The sequence below is a fragment of the Streptomyces sp. NPDC001852 genome, assembly GCF_042891825.1.
Taxonomy (GTDB): Bacteria; Actinomycetota; Actinomycetes; order Streptomycetales; family Streptomycetaceae; genus Streptomyces.
Genome location: NZ_JBIATN010000072.1, coordinates 1 through 12,452, shown reverse-complemented (window position 1 = coordinate 12,452; position 12,452 = coordinate 1). Strand labels below are relative to the sequence as shown.

Annotated in this window: 11 protein-coding genes and 1 pseudogene; 1 reads left to right on the top strand and 11 read right to left on the bottom strand. The window is 65.4% G+C overall.

Annotation, left to right across the window (positions count from 1 at the left end; translation table 11 throughout):
* Positions 1-122 precede the first annotated feature (122 nt).
* From ACFYZB_RS46280 to ACFYZB_RS46230, 11 genes and pseudogenes are all read right to left on the bottom strand, one after another.
* Positions 123-326 (bottom strand): annotated as a pseudogene (locus ACFYZB_RS46280) (transposase); the annotation flags it as partial.
* Positions 327-464: 138 nt separating this feature from the next.
* Complete coding sequence (locus ACFYZB_RS46275; protein ID WP_388768111.1) at positions 465-1,559, bottom strand: branched-chain amino acid aminotransferase; 1,095 nt, start codon at positions 1,557-1,559, stop codon at positions 465-467.
* A 27-nt stretch (positions 1,560-1,586) separates the two neighbouring features.
* Positions 1,587-1,961 carry a nuclear transport factor 2 family protein gene (locus ACFYZB_RS46270; RefSeq protein ID WP_388768109.1) on the bottom strand — a complete coding sequence of 125 codons (375 nt, stop codon included), beginning with the start codon at positions 1,959-1,961 and terminating at the stop codon, positions 1,587-1,589.
* Positions 1,962-1,990: 29 nt separating this feature from the next.
* Positions 1,991-4,966, bottom strand: coding sequence for an amino acid adenylation domain-containing protein (locus tag ACFYZB_RS46265; RefSeq protein ID WP_388768107.1), 2,976 nt, complete (start codon positions 4,964-4,966; stop codon positions 1,991-1,993).
* A gap of 106 nt (positions 4,967-5,072) precedes the next feature.
* Complete coding sequence (locus tag ACFYZB_RS46260) at positions 5,073-6,338, bottom strand: glutamate synthase-related protein (protein ID WP_243769335.1); 1,266 nt, start codon at positions 6,336-6,338, stop codon at positions 5,073-5,075.
* Positions 6,335-7,351 carry an asparagine synthetase A gene (locus ACFYZB_RS46255; RefSeq protein ID WP_388768104.1) on the bottom strand — a complete coding sequence of 339 codons (1,017 nt, stop codon included), beginning with the start codon at positions 7,349-7,351 and terminating at the stop codon, positions 6,335-6,337. The genes ACFYZB_RS46260 and ACFYZB_RS46255 overlap by 4 nt, the downstream gene beginning before the upstream one ends.
* Positions 7,348-8,688 (bottom strand): methylaspartate mutase, encoded by a 1,341-nt coding sequence (locus ACFYZB_RS46250; RefSeq protein ID WP_388768102.1) that lies wholly within the window; start codon positions 8,686-8,688, stop codon positions 7,348-7,350. Before ACFYZB_RS46250 ends, ACFYZB_RS46255 begins: the two co-directional genes overlap by 4 nt.
* 23 nt (positions 8,689-8,711) lie before the next feature.
* The gene (locus ACFYZB_RS46245; RefSeq protein ID WP_388768100.1) at positions 8,712-9,170 is read right to left on the bottom strand and encodes a cobalamin B12-binding domain-containing protein; all 459 of its coding nucleotides are present in this window, start codon (positions 9,168-9,170) and stop codon (positions 8,712-8,714) included.
* Positions 9,167-9,331 (bottom strand): hypothetical protein, encoded by a 165-nt coding sequence (locus ACFYZB_RS46240; protein WP_388768097.1) that lies wholly within the window; start codon positions 9,329-9,331, stop codon positions 9,167-9,169. The genes ACFYZB_RS46245 and ACFYZB_RS46240 overlap by 4 nt, the downstream gene beginning before the upstream one ends.
* A gap of 115 nt (positions 9,332-9,446) precedes the next feature.
* Positions 9,447-10,670, bottom strand: coding sequence for an MFS transporter (locus ACFYZB_RS46235; protein ID WP_388768114.1), 1,224 nt, complete (start codon positions 10,668-10,670; stop codon positions 9,447-9,449).
* Between the two features lie 79 nt (positions 10,671-10,749).
* Positions 10,750-11,370: a winged helix-turn-helix domain-containing protein gene (locus tag ACFYZB_RS46230; RefSeq protein ID WP_388768095.1), complete on the bottom strand. Its 621-nt coding sequence runs from the start codon at positions 11,368-11,370 to the stop codon at positions 10,750-10,752.
* Positions 11,371-11,972: 602 nt separating this feature from the next.
* Between ACFYZB_RS46230 and ACFYZB_RS46225 the strand changes: the two genes are divergently transcribed.
* Positions 11,973-12,263 (top strand): hypothetical protein, encoded by a 291-nt coding sequence (locus ACFYZB_RS46225; protein ID WP_388768092.1) that lies wholly within the window; start codon positions 11,973-11,975, stop codon positions 12,261-12,263.
* Positions 12,264-12,452: the final 189 nt, after the last annotated feature.

Genomic DNA, 12,452 nt, shown 5'->3' with positions numbered 1-12,452 from the left:
CTCCGGATACGGAGACTTACGTCCCAACTGGACATCCCTCCCTGGACCATCAAGATCCATTGTCAGGGTGTCCACTCCAAAGGATCAGCCTCAGCCTCGGTCCAGTCCCGCAGTCGGCGTCAGGCCGTCACACCGGGGCAGCCCACCGCTTCCGCGGGTACATCACGCCATGCCACACCGGTCCCCAGCACGTACATGACGCCCGCGAGGGCCACTCGGTCGGAGACACGCAGCCGCCCGGGATAGCGGCGGCGCCGCTCGGGAGCGGGCGGCAGCAGCGGGGCCACCCGCTCCCACAGGTCGTCAGGAACAAGATCAGCACGCACTCCGGACACCCTGCCGACCAAGATCGCCCAGCACAAGACCCGCAGCTCAAGTCATTCTGTAACGATTAGTTAGGGGAGTTTTTGGGTTCGCGACGATGACGTCGGCCATGGGCACACAGCCCTGCCTGACGGGGCTGCTCAGTGCGCGGCATGGCCCGGCCCGGTCGGAGAGTGCAGCCAGCCTTCCGGATCCGGGGCCAGCCCGTGGTGCAGATCGGTAAGTGCCGTGCGCAGCGCCATCGTGACCGGGCCCGGCTTGCCCTCCCCTATGGTCCAGGTACTGCTGCGGTCCACGACGGTGCTAATCGGGGTGACCACGGCGGCCGTTCCGCAGGCGAACGCCTCGGACATCAGTCCCGCAGCGCACTCGGTGCGCCACTGGTCAAGGGCGATGCGCTCCTCCACAGCGTCGTAACCGAGGCGCTCGGCCAGGGTGAGAACTGTGCTGCGCGTGACGCCAGGCAGCAGGGTGCCGGTCAACTTCGGGGTGATCACCTGAGCCTGTGCCCCCTGGCCACGGACCAGGAAGAGGTTCATCCCTCCCATCTCCTCCAGATAGCGCCGCTCGGCGGCGTCCAGCCAGAGGACCTGCTGGCAGCCCGCGGCTTCTGCCTGACGCTGAGCCAGGAATGAGGGGGCGTAGTTGGCAGCCACCTTCACGTCACCGGTGCCACCGGGAAAAGCGCGGCTGTACTCATGGCTCGCGAAAACGGAGACTGACTCGACGCCGTCACCGAAGAAACCGCCGGCGACGAAGGCCATGACCAGGAACCGGTACGTCCGCGACGGACGCAGCATGAGCGACGTGTCTGTCCCGAACATGATCGGCCGTACGTAGATGCTGTGGGCGGGATCGTCGGACAGGCTGCTCTCGTCCGCGTTAATCAGCTGATCAATGGCCGCCACGAACGTCTCGACCGGCAACTCCGGCATAGCGAGCCGACGGCAGGAACGCTGGAAGCGCGCGGCGTGGTCGTACGGGCGCCAGACACCCATCGAACCGTCGACGCGCCGGTGGGCCTTCAGCCCCTCGTATGCGACCTGACCATAGTGCAGGCCGATCATCCCAGGGTGAACGGACAGATTCTCCAGCGGGGTCATCCGGCCTTCGGACCAGCCATCGCCCTCGGTCCATTCCAGGCTGATCATGTGCTCAGTGAACGACTCACCATGGCCAGGGTGCCGCACCGCACGGTTGTGCGGGGCAGTGTTCGGTTCAGATATAGCGGACATATCTGTTGCTCCTTCGGAAAGGTGGTCTCAGACGAGAGGGGCGAAGAAATAGGTGTCGCGGCTGGAGAAGAGGCCGTCAGGACGCACGGTGAAGCCGTCCGCGAAGCGCAGGTGCACCGGGGTGCCGTCGTGCAGATCACCCTGGAACTCGCCGAACACACTGACCGTGTGACCATCCGTGAGCAACGTAGTGAGAGCGTGCTGGCCTGAGCGGATCGTGCGGTCACGGCCGTAGAAGCCGCGCAGGCCCTCGGGACCGACCATGAGGTCGTACCCGGGCCGCCGGTAGGCGGCGTCGGGGGCGAACAGAGCGGCCAAGCCGTGCACGTCTCCGCTGTCGACCAGGTCGTAGAAGCGGCGCACTGTGCGGATCGCGAGCGGTTCGTCGGGAGCGGTGGTCACTGTCGTGCCTCCTCGATGGGGACGGTTGGTCATGAGTTGCCTCGGCGGCGGGCGCTCAGCACGGGTACGGCAGTGCGTGGCGGTGCGAGCCGGCCGACGAGAACGGCGACCGTCGGCGCTTCGAAGACCGCCTTGATGGACAGTTCCGCCCCGAGGGCCGAGCGGACCCGGTTGATCAGCTTGGTGACGTGCAGGGAATGGCCACCCAGATCGAAAAAGCTGGCGTCGATGCCGACTCGGTCGATTCCGAGAACCTCGGCGAACAGGTCGCACAGAACTGCTTCCTGCGCGCTGCGCGGTGCACGGTCGACTTCGCGCCGAGCGAGGACGGGGACCGGCAGGGCGCGGCGATCGAGCTTGCCGGTCGCCGTCATGGGGAGCGCCGCCACCGGGACCACCGCGGACGGCACCAGGTAATGGGGCAGCCGTTCGGCCAGGAAAGCACGGACCGTCGCGGGATCCACGCCGCTGTCGTCCCTGGCCACGACGTACGCCACCAGACGTTTGTCACCGGGCACGTCCTCCCGCACGATGACTGCGGTTCGCAGCAGCCCCGGGTAGTCGGCCAGCGCCGACTGCACCTCACCGGGTTCGACCCGGAAGCCGCGGATCTTCACCTGCTCGTCGGCACGTCCCAGGTACTCCATGACCCCGTCGGCCCGCCAGCGCACCAGATCACCGGTGCGGTACATGCGTTCGCCGGGCGCGCCGAAGGGGCAGGCCACGAACCGCTCCGCGGTCAAATCCGGTCGGCCGAGGTAGCCGTGGGCGAGTCCCACCCCGGACATGTAGAGCTCACCCACGGTCCCCGGAGCCGCCAGAGCGAGGTTGTTGTCCAGCACGTACAGGCCCTTGCCGCGCAGGGGCCGCCCCACTGGGATGGAGGCTCGGGCATCGTCTCCGGCGGTGATCCGGTGGGCCAGAGTGAAGATCGTCGATTCGACCGGCGAGTAGCCGTTGATCAGCCTGATCTGCGGGAACTCCCGCACCAGCCGCATCACATGATGCACCGAAGCGGGCTCCCCGCCTGTCATCACCTGCCGCAGGCCGGTGAAGGTCGCCGGGTGCTCGTCCAGCAGGAAGTTCAACAGGCTCGCCGACACGTGGAGCGTGGTGATGTCGTGTTCCCGCACGAGGGAGGCGATGACCGCCGGTTCGGGACGCAGCCCCGGCTGGAGCACACAGGTGCCGCCGGAGAACAGGGCGCCGAACAGTTCGAGCGCGAAGGCGTCCCAGGACACGGGTGAGCACTGCATCCACACCTGGGAAGGGTCCATGGCCGCGAAGTCCTGGCCCAGCATGGTGCCGACGATCGCGCGGTGCGGAGTCACCACGCCCTTTGGCGCGCCCGTCGAGCCCGACGTGAACATCACACAGGCCGCGTCTAGCGGGCTGGCACGGTGCCCAAGCCCCGAAGTCGGCTGCCGGGCGATCGACTCCGCGTCGGCGTCGACACGTATCAGCAGATCAGGACGTACGGGCAGCCGCCCAGCGAGCTGCGTTCCGGTCACTACGGCGCGGGTGGAGGCGTGTGTGAGCAGCGCTTCCACACGAGTGACCGGCAGATCGGGGTCGAGCATGGTGTACGTTCCACCGGCCTTGAGCACGGCTAGCACGGCGACCACCAGCTCGATACCGCGCTCCAGATACACCCCCACCACATCGCCGCGTCGCAGTCCGGCGGCGACGAGGTGGTGGGCCAGCCGATCGGCCCGCACATTCAGCTCGCGATACGACAGTCGCGTCCGCTCGTAGATCAAGGCAACGGCGTCCGGCCGCTCCGCCGCCTGCTGCTCGAACACCTCGTGCACTAGACGGTCCGCCGGCTGCCGTGCCGATGAGCCGTTCCAGTCGACCAGCAGCATCCGGTTCTCGGCGTCCGACAGCACCGCCAGCTTGCTCACCGGCTGCTCAGTGGTGGCGAGTGCCGTCTTCAGGAAGCGAACCAGACGATCTGCCAGGGCGACGATCGACGATCGGTCGAATAGCTCGATGGAGTACCTGGCTGAGACATCGACGCCAGCCGCGGACCCGTCGGCGTGCTGACCCTCGGAGAACTCCATGACGAGATCGACTGCGGCGAGGTTCAGGTCGAGCACCCGCGCCTCGGCAGTCAGGCGACCGAACTCGGCGCGAACTGCGGTGAGGTCACCGGGCACCAGCATCACCTGGAAGAACGGGTGGCGGGACGGGGGACGAGCAGGGGCCAGTTCCTCCACGAGGCGGTCGAAGGGCACGTCCTGGTGAGCGTCGGCCTCGATGGCGGTCTTGCGGACCCGCGCGACGAGTTCATGGAACGAAGGGTCGCCGGACACATCGGTGCGCAGCACAAGGGAGTTGGCCGTACCGGACGCTTCTTGTCCGGGAGCGGGGGTGCCCAGGGGAATGTCCGTGCCGGCGCCCAGCCGGGACAGCAGGCCCGCCATGGCTGCCTGGAGCACCAAGAACACTGGCACTTGGTGCTCCAGCGCGAACGCGATGAGCCGTTCGTGCAGTCCGGCCCCGATCCTTGTTGCATGAAGGGCGCGACGGAAGGAGAGCGAGGGAGGACGGGGCCTGTCGGTGGGCAGGGCCGACTCCTCGGGTAGATCGGCCAGGGCGCGGCGCCAGTGGGCGAGTTGCCGCGACAGCTCGCTCTGCGGAACGGGTGCCGGATCGTCACGGCGGGGAGAGCCCGGCCGCACGTCAGCCGTGCCGCCCTGACACCGCGCGGTGTAGGCCGCGGCCAGATCACCGAGCACTTGGTCGAGTGACCCGGACACGGCGGCCGGGTGTTGCATCACCAGCAGCACCACATGGTCCTCGGCGCCCACCGAGAACAACTGGGCGTGTACGGACGCGTCGCCCGCTCGCACACAGTCATGCACGGCTGCTTCCAGTGCGTCGTAAAGGTCCTCCTCGGAGCAGTGGGACACCGCCCGGGGGAGCCGCGTCTGAGGCACGAGGTCGGTCACTGCGGCCCGCAGGGCGTGCACGTCCAACGGCCCCCGCAGCCTGATGCTCAACGGGACGGTGCCCTGCGGGCGCGGACCATCTGGAAGGTCGTGAAGCCAGAGCCGGGGCTGATCGAAAGCTGATGAAGTCATCACAGGTTTCCCAAGAGTTAGCCGGTCAACTGGTCGTGGGAGCCGCCGCCGAACGTGGTAGAGGCCACAGATCCTCGGGCCTCAGGGAACTGGGGGCGTACTTGCCCAACGCGCTGATCAGCAGCCGCAGTTCGAGCGCCAGACAGGACACCAGACGGGTCAGCCCCGCCGCCGGATCCTCATCGACGGCGAGGAGCGCCGCGCGCCCGAGTCCGACCGCAGTGGCACCCAGCGCCAGACACTTGACGGCTCGGCTGCCCTCCCACATCCGGCCGGAGGCGAGCAGGCACGCTTCACGGTTGCCGATCCGGAGCAGGCCCTCGCCCAACGGCAGTCCGACCTGGCCGATCGTAGCGAGGGGGGCCCAGCCAGTGCCGCCCTCCGCCCCGTCGAGAACGACGGCGTCGGCGCCCGCTTCCCAGGCGGTGGCTGCGGCGTGCGCGATGTCCCGCCCCGGATGCAGCTTCACCCAGACCTTCACCCGGGGGAAGTTGTTGCGCATCAGCCGGACCTGCTGGCGCAAGATCTCCTCCGTGAAGGTCCCCGCGCTGCCGGACCGCAGGACCTCATCGGCGTCCTGGCCGAAGATCTCGTCTATCGCGAACTGCTTGTCCACCTGAGCGGCGGCCGAGCGGTTCAGCAGGGTCATTCCGCCAAGACCAGGCTTGGCCCCCTGACCGACCTTGAGCTCGAAGGCGAGCCGGCCGCTGTCCAGCAGCGACCGGGCGGACGGGTCGCTGTAGACGAGGTTCCATACCTCGGCATCGGCGTCCTCGGTGCTTTGCTGGATCACCAGCCCGCCGCACCCATCCGGCAGTTCCTCCTGGTAGGCGGCGAGCCTGTCGAGGACACTGCGTCGGGTCTGCTCACCGGCTCTGCCGTATCCCGTCATGGGCACGATGTTTTCGCCGATGGTCATGGGAATGCCCAGACGCCCGGCCTGTCGGCCGGCGTTCAGCACCTGTTCTGTGCCGGCGGCTCTAGTCGATCCGAAGGCGGACATGTAGAGCGGCAGCGGGGAGCGCAGCCCGCCGATCACTGTGTCCAGGACGACGTCGCTGTGCAGGGGTTCGCGGCCGAGTTCGAGTAGCTTCTCCAGGCGCTGCGGCATGAAGACGGGCGGAGTCAGCCGCATGCCGTCTAGGGGATCGCCGGTGCGGGCCGGTGCCGGGACCGAACCAAACAGGAGCTGCCCGTAGTCCCGCCGGTCGGGGAAGGCTGCGGCCATGCCCTCGCGAGCGCGCCTTCGGACCGCTTCCTCGCCGAAGTCGTGGGTGTGCAGATCCGTCACGGCGACACCACTCCCGGCAGCTTCGGGAACGCGGACGCCTGCCAGACACTGTCGAGGCCGGCGATGTAGCGGGTGATCCGCTCCAGGCCGATGCCGAAACCGGCGCTGGCGGGAATGCCGTCGCGCAGCAGGTCCAGATACCAGCCGTACTTGGCCGGGTTCTCGCCGGTCTCCCGGATGCGGCTGACGATGCGCGCGTAGTCGTACTCCCGCTCACTGCCGCTGCACAGCTCGCCATACCCTTCCGGGGCCAGCAAGTCGAAGTTGCGCAGCATACCCGGTTCGGTCTGGCTCTCACGGTCGTAGAAGCCGCGTGACCCCTTTGGGTAGTTGGTGACGAAAACCGGTCGACCCAAGTGGCCGGACAGCAGCGCCTCACCCGACCATTCGATCTCTGCGTCCGTATTCTGCACATGGCCCAGTTCCCGAAGTTGCTGCAGGGCCTGAGCGTGCGTCATGGACGGAAAGACTTGCGTTACCAGCGATTCGAAGGCCAAGGGATCACGGCCCAGTGTCTCCAGCTCCGCTGGCAGATCGGCGATCACCCGGCGCACGATCTGCCGGACCAGCTGCTCCAGAACACCGGTGATCTCCTCGCGCGAGGCACCGGCCATCTCGACGTCGATCTGATGGAACTCGGCGAGGTGGCGGCTGGTGTTGGTCGTCTCCAACGGCTCCAGGCGGACGTTCGGCGCGATGTAGAAGATCTTGTCGTAGGTCAGCAGCGAGGCCTGCTTGTAGAGGATCGCACTGGTCATCAGCTTGTATCGATGGCCGTAGTAATCCAGGTCCACCTGCTTCGAGCCACGCGTCCCCGGATCCGTTACCGGGCCGATGATCGGCGGCAACATCTCCATGAACCCGGCCTCGGTAAGGTGCTCACGGGCCACGACCAGTATGTGCCGCTGGACTGCCAGCACGGCCCTGGTGATGTCCGAGGTGAGGTGCTGCCGAAGCTTACCGGGCGCAGGCAACGGCTGCTCGAGCAGCGCGGACCCCGTAACATGCGTCATGAGACCGATTCCTTCTCGTGTTGGGTTCGAGTGACTTGGGAGGAGAACGTCGCGTCGGCCAGAGCGAGCTGGTCGTATTTGCGCTCGGTGAAGGAGAGGGAGCGAAGCAGGTCGGCGGAGGAGAGCCGGACTCGGCCATGGACCGTTCGGCGCACCGGCATCGAGCCGACGTCGCACCAGTGCAGCCGTCCCTCGGTGTCCAAGTAGCTCCGCGTGCGCCCGGCATTGTCCGGATGCAGGCAGTACGGAACATCCAACAACCCCGTCCTGAACGCCTGGACCAGCGCCCTGCCGACAGAGGGGGCGAGAGCGAGAACGGCATCGATGATCGTCCGCGCCTCGTCGAGGATGCCGGTGTTCTCACCGCTGCCCGCCGTGCGCCTGGCTGGTTCCTGGGCGGCGGCTTGCGCAGCGAGCTCCAGGGCCGCGACATTCTCGGCGATGCTCGGTATCCGATGCGCTTCAGCGGACGTCTTGACGATGAGCCGCGCAGCGCCCGTCCGCACCGCCAGCCGAGCCGCGTCCTTCAGGAGCAGCGCGGCCCCAGTCGGCGTACGCGGAAACACTCCCATGTACGCGTAGAGAACGATGTGCCAGTCCATGGCGCCCAGCAACTCGGCGGCGATCGTGGCCAGCGCATCGATTGCCTCTTCGTCCTGCGCGGCATTCGTCTGCTGCGCATAGCTGAGCGAGACGCTGCGCAGCCCGTGCTGCTTGAAAAAGAGAGCCTCCAGCACCGCCAGAGCAACCAGCAGGCCGGGTGGGCACAACTGGCCCATCATGCAGCCACCGAAGGTCTCCAAGTGCGGCTCGGCGCCCGTCTCCTGGAGCTGCGCGAACATCTCACAGCAGCGAGCCCAGTCCGCTACGGACTGCTCCAACGGGTTCCGGCTGTAGGGCAGACAGTAGGAGACCGGGCCGCCCTCAGTGGCGGCCAGCCCCGCAGCCGTCAAGGCTTCGAAGATTGCGTAGGGGGAAGGCGAACCGTGCCGGACCTGGACCGGGAAGTCCGGGCCGGCGATCCCTTCGATGACGCCGAGCGTGGTCGCGGCTCCGTGGGCCACCATCGGGTAGCCGTTCAGCGCCACGCCTTCGACCAGCGCGCGGCGAGCTAACTCGTGGGAGTTCAGGCGGGTATAGCTGTCCAGTGTGATCGTCCCCACCGTGACCGCCTCGGCCTGCCGGGTCGCCCGCAGCCCGGACCGCATCAGCCGTGCGTCGCTCATTCCCATCCGCGGCTGGACCACTAGATGACCAGCACGCTGAGCGGCGTCGACAAACGCCCCGAAAGACCTGACCGACGGCCCCGCACCGGGCCAACCGCCGGGGTTATGCATGGGCCTTGCCTGATCACCCCCGCTCATCGCGTCATCACCCTGGCTGGCAGGGACTGGACGAAGTCACGGAAGCTGACGATCCCGGCGCTCTCTTCGAATACGGCGTCAAATCCGGCCTCTAGCAACTGACGGACACCGTGCCCTTGTTCTCCACCGGCGATGCCGAGCTTGCCCCCGATGACAATGGGTGTGGCGTACAGTTCGTGGTAGCTGCGAAGCAGCCTCACCACGCGCTTGCCGTCGACGAAACCGTGCCCGTTGACCGTGGAGATCACGATCAGATCGGGACGCCGGGCGCGACATGCGTCGACCACCAGCTGGTCGGGCACACAGCCGCCGAGGTTGATTACCCGATGCCCCAGCTCCTCAAGGAGGAGCTGTATGTAGACCAGATTCCATGTGTGAGCGTCCGAAGCCACGCTGGTGACCACGACGTCCAGGCCCTCGGTGTCGGGGGGATGCGCGTAGAACTGGAATTTCACAGTCGTATCCTGTCGAACGGCTTGACCTTGTAGTTGTTTTCGGACGTCATGACCGCGCCCAGAACGAATGCTGGCGGAACCTCGGAGGTGTCGACGGCTTCCGTCCGGAAAGCTGTCTCCGGATCGCCGTAACGCTCGGGGCGAATCACCGTCGTGCGCAACCGCGCGGGACGGTCCCGAACGAGGGCGGATTTCTCACCTCGTACAGAGTGCTGGTGCTCGAGGAGCCCAACCCAATCTCCCACTTTTTGAATGGTGAAGGCTTATGGCAGGTCGCTACTCCCCAAGCACGGAATCCTCGGCGATGAGGGCCGGACTGCGGAGCCCTCGAAGACAAAGCGCCGAGATTAGCGACAATCCCATAGCGGCGACGCAGACAGTCATAGCAGCAGCACTGCCCAGTCGTTCGATAAATAGTCCGGCAGCAAGCGGCGCCGTGGATGCGACTACTGTGGCAGATAGGACGACGACGCTTATAACTCGACCCTGGAGGTGATCCGGTGTTGTGGTAGCCAGCCGACCAAAAAGAGCCGCATTGATAGCGGGAGCAAGGAACAGGCCGAGAGTCAGTGGAAATACCATATAGAAATTGCCGGTCAATAGTGCGCTGACTATTAGGAGCACAAACAGAGCCGAGACTGCGATTACTAGCAGAGTACGGAAGGAAGCACGCCTCTGTATCCATGCTGCGGAAATCGCACCCAGGAGTCCACCGACAGCAATTATGCCCTGCGCCATCCCGAGAAGGAAGGGGGGATAGCTGTTCTCGCGAAGCGTCAATACGACTGAGAATTGCGCCGAAGTGAGAGCAAAATTGACCGGCGTAGCAACAAAGATTACGGCGCGAAGGAAAGGGCTGCCCGCCACATATTTGAGGCCTTCTCGGATGTCGCTCACCAGTGAGCTGTCGGATCTGTCCGTGCGCGAGTGCTGCAAGGGCTTACGGATAGCGGTGATTGAGATGAACGATACGAGATAGCTTAAGGCATCGAATAGAAAGGGGGCCGCGCGGCCGACACTGTAGAGGAAACCTCCGAGCGAGGGTCCCGCCAGAGACGCGGCGTAAGAGCGGGCCTCATTTCTAGCGAAAGCTTCAGAGACCCTTTCCGTCGGAACAAGTTGACTGATAGCCGCGGTCTCAGCGGGTCCAAACAAAACGTCCAGAATCGCCGCAGCGCCGGAGATCGCATAAACTAGAGGAAGTGAGACGTGGCCTGTCAGAATTGCCACCCCTAGAGTTATGAATAGAGCCGTCCGGCCAGCATCGCATCCCAGCATCAAATGCCTGCGATTCCAGCGGTCCGTCAGCGCACCTGCAGGAAGTTGGAGCACTGCCCTGATTACGGCCTGCACGGTGCCTACCGCGCCAGCCTGGACTGCTGAGCCATGTATCGAGAGAACCAGCAAGGGGAAGGCCAGGATCGAGGCAGCTGATCCCAACTGCGACGCGGCCTGGCTAGTCCATAACAGGGAGAAATCTCTATACTTTAGCAGCGGCATCCAATTTGTACTGGTGTATCCGACCTCTGCTTCTGCGGCCTTCACGCTCCCCCCTTTTTTTCTTCTCTTCGTCTAAAAGTCAATCTTTATCCTGCTCGTGCGACTGGGCGACGATATCCGGTGGAGTGAATAGGTGGGTCAGCACCATGACCTCTACCGGCAAAACGCCAGCCGGCCGTAGCTCCGGATTCTCGAGTCGCTCACGGAACCGGTAAATCAGGTTGTTAATTTCTTGCTGCAGTGAGGCCATCTCGCTCGGCGTTACCCACCACACCGTATGAGATTCATCGCCAGCATCTCTCCATTCAACTGGATATTCATGCTTTCGGTGATTGAACTCTTGGTGCCGTTGGAGCTGCCGCTCGAGAGCTATTTCACCCAAGATCTTTGCCGCAGCATTCTGTTCCGTATCGTTTGCGATTTCCTCAACGATCCACCCCACCTGCTTAACACGCCACGGGCGTGAGCGACCGGGCCCCTTGCCTGCCTCCTCAACAAAGCCGTATTTGGCTAGCTGGCGCAGATGGAAAGAACACGTAGTAGCACTCTCGCCGATCAACTCCCCAGCCTGTGTAGCGGTGAGTGCGCCGTGCACACCGAGGACCTCGATCAAGGCCAACCGCACCGCGTGCGAGAGGGCCCTTATGGACGAGGGATCGGTCAGATGCTGCGGCGAAGACGAATGATCATTGGCTGGCACCTGATGAGAGTGTTCTATCGAGAGACTTATGTCAAGACCCTCCTGCCCTCTGCTGGCGCGGAGTTGGGCGTCGCGGGGGACCGGTGCGGCGGGCCCTAGGCTCGTGTTCTCAGTGGAACCGGGTGGGCTGGTCAGGCTAGGTGGGGTGGGGCACGGATGTGGCTGAAGGCCCGCACGATCGCTGCCGCTCACGGTCAGGCGGCGGGGAGCTTGAGGCGACATCCATGTGGACCGCATTCAGTCGTGCGGGGAGGTGGCGGTTGCAGTAGCGCAGGGTTTAGGGTTGGGCTTGACGCCTCCCGCACCCGACGGCAGATCCTTCATCTGGAGCACGTTCTCACGCTGCCAGGCCGGTGATCGCGTGCGTTCCTGCGAGAGCACTTGGCCAGGGTTCGCAGCTGCGTCGTCGCCGTCGCTGAGCGTGCCACCCGGCGCATCCAGATCTTGGGCGCCGCTTCAATGTCCAGCGCTCATCACGCGGCTGCTGGTTCGCCCATGAGACCGGTGCGGCGGAACTTCACAACTAGCAACATGCAGCCTGATCGGCCGGATGTTGTTTCGCACCCGCCCAGTGCCGCTCCCGGTGCGTACAGCGTGACTACGTGAGTGTTGAGCTGGAGCGAGCAGACCTGGCCGAGGCAGGCACCGAGCACCAGTTGGAGGCTCGGACGAGGTCCCACGACACCCGGGCGGCTGTCACCGCGCCCCACATCCGCCTTCGGGTGCTGGTCCCCGACTTGGTCGGCCCCGCCCAGCAGGCCGCGGATACCACGTACGCGTTGCGCGAGGCCGTCGACCGTGCCGAGCTGGATGCCCGGCGGCATGCGGCCAAGGAAGCATCTGTCGCCTTCATCGCCGCGGCCGCCGCGCTGCTGAGCCCCGACGACCGGTGACTGAGGGCGACCACTGCCAGCGTCATGGCCGTCGGGTCGTGTCGGTACAGCGGTGGAAGGGTCTGTCAAACAAACCAACGGTGTAACCAGGGTGGTGAGGTTGATCCCCGGGAGTGGTCACCGGGTTTCATGCGACGAGTGACAGCGTATGTGATGTGATCAGTTGCTGTTCGAACTCGGCTGGTGTGA

Bases quoted from the DNA above. Each gene is read 5' to 3' on its own strand.
- ACFYZB_RS46235 (WP_388768114.1), bottom strand. From the start codon at position 10,670: ATGCCGCTGCTAAAGTATAGAGATTTCTCCCTGTTATGGACTAGCCAG.
- ACFYZB_RS46275 (WP_388768111.1), bottom strand. From the start codon at position 1,559: ATGTCCGCTATATCTGAACCGAACACTGCCCCGCACAACCGTGCGGTG.
- ACFYZB_RS46250 (WP_388768102.1), bottom strand. From the start codon at position 8,688: ATGCATAACCCCGGCGGTTGGCCCGGTGCGGGGCCGTCGGTCAGGTCT.
- ACFYZB_RS46255 (WP_388768104.1), bottom strand. From the start codon at position 7,351: ATGACGCATGTTACGGGGTCCGCGCTGCTCGAGCAGCCGTTGCCTGCG.